4 protein-coding genes are annotated in these 5,300 nt (G+C 60.7%); 2 read left to right on the forward strand and 2 right to left on the reverse strand.

Annotated features, from left to right (window positions below; all coding sequences use genetic code 11):
* Positions 1 to 33 precede the first annotated feature (33 nt).
* Complete coding sequence (locus tag OC610_RS20515; protein WP_264430279.1) at positions 34 to 1,032, reverse strand: D-cysteine desulfhydrase; 999 nt, start codon at positions 1,030 to 1,032, stop codon at positions 34 to 36.
* Positions 1,033 to 1,534: 502 nt separating this feature from the next.
* Here OC610_RS20515 and betT point away from each other — a divergent pair.
* Positions 1,535 to 3,496 (forward strand): choline transporter BetT, encoded by a 1,962-nt coding sequence (gene betT / locus OC610_RS20520; protein WP_264430284.1) that lies wholly within the window; start codon positions 1,535 to 1,537, stop codon positions 3,494 to 3,496.
* A gap of 12 nt (positions 3,497 to 3,508) precedes the next feature.
* Here the strand turns inward: betT and OC610_RS20525 are convergent, their stop codons facing one another.
* Positions 3,509 to 4,249, reverse strand: a complete 741-nt coding sequence (locus tag OC610_RS20525; RefSeq protein WP_264430281.1) for an SDR family oxidoreductase — start codon at positions 4,247 to 4,249, stop codon at positions 3,509 to 3,511.
* A 126-nt stretch (positions 4,250 to 4,375) separates the two neighbouring features.
* On the opposite strand from OC610_RS20525, the gene OC610_RS20530 reads away from it, so the two are divergent.
* Positions 4,376 to 5,266: a LysR family transcriptional regulator gene (locus OC610_RS20530; protein ID WP_264430282.1), complete on the forward strand. Its 891-nt coding sequence runs from the start codon at positions 4,376 to 4,378 to the stop codon at positions 5,264 to 5,266.
* Positions 5,267 to 5,300: the final 34 nt, after the last annotated feature.

Here is a 5,300-nt window from a genome sequence, read left to right on the forward strand (position 1 = left end):
CGCTCCCACAAAAGCCCTCCATTGAGTCTTCCACTAAGCCGAGAACGCCGCGTCATAGGCGAACAACGCCGGCGCACCGCCGGTGTGCAGGAAAATGATCGGGCCGTCATCGAAACGGTCACGGCCGATGCCATCGAGCAAGCCGGCCATGGCCTTGCCGGTATAGACCGGATCGAGCAGCAGACCTTCCTGGCTCGCCAACAGCTTGACCGCTGCCAGTGTCCCGGCATTCGGTTCGCCATAGCGGGGGGCGAAATATTCATCCCACAGGTTCACCTTGAATGCCTCCGGGAGGGCCACTTCAAGCAGCTCTGCGGTGCGCTCGGCCAGGCCCTGCACCTTCGGAAACTGGTCCTCTTCGCTGCGCGAAACCGTTACGCCAATGACCGCAAGCGCAGGCAGGCTTTCGCTCAAGGCCAGCGCCAGGCCGCTGTGCGTGCCGGCACTGCCCGAGGCCAGTACCACCGCGGCGAAATCGACGCCGGTGTCCTTGATCTGTTCGGCCAGCTCCAGGCCGGCGCGTACATAACCCAGCGCGCCCAAGGGGTTCGAACCACCAATCGGGACCAGGTAAGGTTTCTTGCCGTTGCTGCGCAGGCGCCCGGCAAGGGCCTGCAATTGGTCATCGGCGTTGTCCAGGTTGTCGACCAATTCGACCTTGGCATCGAACAGTTCCAATAGCAGCCGGTTGCCGTTGCCCAGGTAATTGCTGTCCTCGGTGCCGATAGGGTTTTCCAGCAGCGCCACGCAGCCCAGGCCCAGCTTCGCGGCCAGGGCTGCGGTCTGGCGTACATGGTTGGACTGGATCGCCCCGGCGGTAATGAGGGTATCGGCGCCCTGGGCAATGGCGTTGGCGGCGAGGTATTCGAGCTTGCGCAGTTTATTGCCGCCCAGGGCCAGGGGCGTCAGGTCGTCGCGCTTGATGTAGATGTCCCGGCCTAGCCAGGCGGAGAGGCGGTCGAGTTTTTCCAGGGGTGTCGGGTGGCCGAGCAGGTCGAGACGATGAAAGCGAGACAGCTGTTCTTTGATCATGGGTCCGTACTGGTTGTAGGCGATGCCTGGACTATAGGCACGCGGATATCCAGGGGCAACCGGCAATCATTGGCCGGGGGGTAAATGGAGTGGGGCGTGATTTGTGAGCGCTGAAAAACCTGTGGGAGCGAGCTTGCTCGCGATGGCGGCCTGGCATTTGAACATCTTCATTGACTGTCTTACCGCTATCGCGAGCAAGCTCGCTCACACAGGGCAGTGTTCGGCAGGGGATATGCCGTTGAACCTGAACGAATGCTCTCCAGGCGCCGTCATACCCTCCCGTAAGCTAGCGTAGGAAAGTTGCCGTTGAGCCCCGCGATTAGTCCTTAGCTGCCTATTCATGTTTAACTTGAACGTTCATTCAAGTTAAACCATTGGTTTGCTGCCCGCTCACAACAGGAGGCTTGCCTTTGCCGAGTCCGTTTGCGCACGTCACGATTTCGCTTTGCGAGGTGCTTCGTCGATGAGTACTTCGTCCCTTTCACCCAGCGGCCTGGTCCGCATGAATCCGCCGGTGTTTTACTTCGCCGCGACCTTCATCCTGCTGTTCGGCCTGGTGGTGATCGCCATGCCCGGCCAGGCTGGCGCCTGGCTGCTGGCGGCCCAGAACTGGGCGGCCAACACGGTCGGTTGGTATTACTTGCTGGCGATGACCCTGTATTTGATTTTCGTGGTGGTCACCGCGTTATCGGGCTACGGCAAGATCAAGCTCGGTGCCGACCACGACGAGCCCGAATTCAGCTACTTGTCCTGGGCGGGCATGCTGTTCGCCGCCGGGATCAGCATTACGTTGTTTTTCTTTTGCGTCTCTGAGCCGCTGACCCATCTGGCGCAGCCGCCCCAAGGCGAAGCCGGCACCGCCGATGCGGCGCGCCAGGCGATGCAGATCCTTTTCCTGCACTGGGGTTTGCACGGCTGGGGGGTGTTTGCTTTTGTCGGCATGGCCTTGGCGTACTTTGCCTACCGGCACAATTTGCCGCTGGCCTTGCGATCGGCGTTGTATCCGTTGATTGGCAAGCGCATCAACGGTCCGATCGGTTACGCCGTGGATGGTTTCGGCATTATCGCGACGGTGTTCGGCCTCGGTGCGGACATGGGGTTTGGTGTGCTGCACCTCAATTCCGGGTTGGATTACCTGTTCGGCATCGCTCACACCCAGTGGATCCAGGTCGGCCTGATCGTGCTGATGATGGGCGCTGCGATCATCGTCGCGGTGGCCGGCGTCGACAAAGGCGTGCGGGTGATGTCCGACATCAACATGCTGCTGGCCTGCGCGTTGCTGTTGTTCGTGCTGTTTGCCGGCCCGACCCAGCATTTGCTCAACACGCTGATCCAGAACGTCGGTGACTACCTCGGCGCCTTGCCAATGAAAAGTTTCGACCTGTACGCCTACGACAAGCCGAGCGACTGGCTGGGTGGCTGGACGGTGTTCTACTGGGCATGGTGGATCGCGTGGTCGCCGTTCGTGGGACTGTTCATCGCACGTATTTCCCGTGGCCGGACGATTCGCGAATTCGTCTTTGGCGTGCTGTTGATCCCCCTCGGTTTCACCCTGGCGTGGATGTCGATCTTTGGAAACAGCGCCCTCGACCAAGTGTTGAACCATGGCATGAGCGCTCTGGGGATGTCGGCCCTGGACAACCCGTCGATGAGCCTTTACCTGCTGCTGGAAACCTACCCGTGGAGCAAGACGGTCATCGCTGTCACGGTGTTTATCAGCTTTGTGTTTTTCGTCACTTCCGCCGACTCCGGCACCGTGGTGCTGTCCACGCTTTCGGCCAAGGGCGGCAGTCCGGATGAAGACGGACCGAAATGGTTGAGGGTGTTCTGGGGGGCGATGACCGCCCTGGTGACCAGCGCCTTGCTGTTTTCCGGCAGCATCGATGCGCTCAAGTCAGCGGTGGTGCTGACCTCCTTGCCCTTTTCGCTGATTCTCTTGCTGATGATGTGGGGGCTGCATAAAGCGTTCTACCTGGAGTCCCAGAGGCAGATTGCGCAACTGCATTCATTGGCCCCCGTTTCGGCTTCGCGGCGGGGCACGGGCGGCTGGCGCCAACGCCTGAGCCAGGCCGTGCATTTTCCCTCTCGCGACGAGGTGTACCGTTTTCTGGATAGCACGGTGCGCCCGGCCATCGAAGACGTGAAAGCGGTGTTCATCGAGAAGGGCCTGACCGTGATGACCCAGCCCGACCCGGCGGCCGACAGTGTCAGCCTGGAAATTGGCCATGGCGAGCAGCATCCGTTCATCTACCAGGTGCAGATGCGCGGTTACTTCACACCGTCCTTCGCCCGGGGTGGCATGGGCTCCAAGCAAATCAACAACCGACGTTACTACCGTGCCGAAGTGCACCTGAGCGAAGGCAGCCAGGATTACGACCTGGTGGGCTACTCCAAGGAACAGGTCATCAACGACATCCTCGACCAGTACGAGCGGCACATGCAGTTCCTGCATCTGGTGCGTTGATCGAGTGCAGCCTCAGACCAGCCCACCATTGGCCCGCAGGATCTGCCCGTTCACCCAGCCGGCAGCCGGGCTGACCAGGAAAGACACGATGCTGGCAATGTCTTCCGGCTGGCCGAGGCGCTCCAAGGGCGGCATCTTGGCGTAGTGCTGGACCTGCTCTTCGCTTTTGCCGTGCATGAACAACTCGGTGGCGACCGGTCCCGGCGCCACTGCATTGACCGTGATCCGGCGACCGCGCAGCTCCTTGGCAAACACCTGGGTCAGGGACTCCACCGCGGCCTTGCTGGCGATATACACCGAGTAGCCAGGCAGGTTCAGGCCCACGGTACTGCTGGAAAAATTGACGATGCTGCCGCCATCGTTCAGCCGATTCGCGGCCTCGCGCAGGGTGTTGAAGGTACCGCGCGTGTTGATGGCGAACGTACGGTCGAACAGCTCGTCGCTGTGCTGTGCCAAGGGCATTACCTGGAGGATGCCGGCGTTGTTGATCAATACATCAACCTTGCCCAGTTGCGCTTCGACCTCATCGAACATCCGGCTGACATCGGCGGCAACCGACACGTCGGCCTTCACCGCTATGGCCTGGTGCCCGGCCTGGCGCAGCTGCACCACCAGCTTGGAAGCTTCGGTGGCGCTGCTGGCGAAGTTGACGGCAACGGCAAAGTCGTCGCTGGCCAGTTGCTTGGCAATCTCTGCGCCGATGCCGCGGGAGGCGCCGGTCACGATGGCAACTTTGGAGTTTGGAGCAGTCATGGCGAGAATCCTCTTGAGGTGTGGTGATGGGTTGCAGGCAGATTCACATGTTTACTCTTGCCGATAAATGCCGGAAAGTTGCCTTGACTGTTCAATAATCTCCAACAATCGGAGCGCAGGATTTCGATGGATCAGGTCAAGGCCATGCGGGTGTTTGTTCGCATCTACGAGCGCAGCAGTTTTACCCTGGCTGCTGAAGACCTGAACATGCCACGGGCCACGCTGACCCATACGCTCAATCAGTTCGAGGCCTGGCTGGGTGTGCGTTTGCTCGAGCGCAGCACGCGCAAGGTACGCCCGACCCTAGATGGCGAAGCCTATTACCCGCGCTGCGTGCAATTGCTGGCGGAACTTGAAGAAGCCGAACTGGCGTTTCGCGGTGTGGCGCCCAAAGGCAAGTTGAGGGTGGACCTGCACGGTACCCAGGCTCGATATTTCGTGATTCCGGCGTTGCCGCAATTCATGGCCCGCTATCCCGAAGTCGAACTGTTCATCAGCGAGGCGGATCGTTTCGTCGACCTGATTGCCGAGGGTGTCGATTGCGTCGTTCGCTCCGGCACGCTGGCGGATTCGTCGTTGATTGGCCGGCGTGTCGCCAATCTTCGGCAGATCACCTGCGCCAGTCCCGGTTACTTGCGCCAATACGGCGAGCCGAAAAGTCTCGATGATTTGAAACATCACAAGGCAGTGAACTACGTCTCGCGCACAACCGCCAAGCTGTATCCGTTCGAGTTCATGGTCGACGGCGAACTCAAGGAAGTGCCGATCGGCGGGACGTTGTCAGTCTCCGGCGCGGAAATCTACGCCGCTTCGGCCATTGCCGGCATGGGCCTGATCCAGTGCCCGCATTACCGGATGGAGGAGCCGATCCGCCAGGGCCTGATCCGGGAAGTCCTCGCCGCCACGCCGCCACCTTCCATGCCGGTGTCGGTGCTTTATCCGCACAACCGGCACATGTCGCCACGGGTGCGGGTGTTCGTGGATTGGGTCGCGGAGGTGTTTGCGCAGGCGCGTTAAGGTTTGGCTACCAAGGACCTTGTGGGAGCGAGCT

Source organism: Pseudomonas agronomica (assembly GCF_025917275.1).
In the GTDB taxonomy this organism is placed as follows: Bacteria; Pseudomonadota; Gammaproteobacteria; order Pseudomonadales; family Pseudomonadaceae; genus Aquipseudomonas; species Aquipseudomonas agronomica.